Origin of the sequence: Micromonospora sp. M51 (assembly GCF_018070305.1) — a bacterium.
GTDB classification, from domain to species: Bacteria; Actinomycetota; Actinomycetes; order Mycobacteriales; family Micromonosporaceae; genus Micromonospora; species Micromonospora parva.
Window position 1 is genome coordinate 1 of the sequence record NZ_JAGPXZ010001525.1, and the last position, 435, is coordinate 435.

Below are 435 nucleotides of genomic sequence, written 5' to 3' on the forward strand. Positions count from 1 at the left end.
ACTCGGCGACCACGCCCAGGTACGCCTTCCCGACTGTCGACACGGCCACCGCGGACGCCATCGCCGCGATCGCCGACAGCACCAGCAGCAGCAGCGACGAGCCGGAGATGCTCTGCCGGTAGAGCCGGCTCACCCCCTTGGCGTCGACCAGCTTGCCGCCGACCTTCAGCCGGGTCAGGAACGTCGAGGCCATCCCGCCTCGACCCTTGTCCAGGAACTCGACAAGTGTCGCGTGGGTGCCGACCGCTACGAGCAGCGAGGCGCCCTTCTCGTCGGCGAGCAGCATGGCCAGGTCCTCGCTGGTCGCCGCGGCCGGGAAGGTGATCGCCGGCACACCGAGGCCGTTGACCCGGGGCAGGCCGGGCGCCCGACCGTCCGGGTACGCGTGCACGATCACCTCGGCGCCGCAGCGCAGCTCGTCGTCGGTGACCGTAT

Annotated in this window: 1 protein-coding gene; it reads right to left on the reverse strand. The window is 71.3% G+C overall.

Features of this window, described 5'->3' with window-relative positions; all coding sequences use genetic code 11:
* On the reverse strand, positions 1-435 hold a 435-nt coding region (gene steA, locus KBX53_RS35785; protein WP_247676668.1), incomplete at both ends, for a putative cytokinetic ring protein SteA.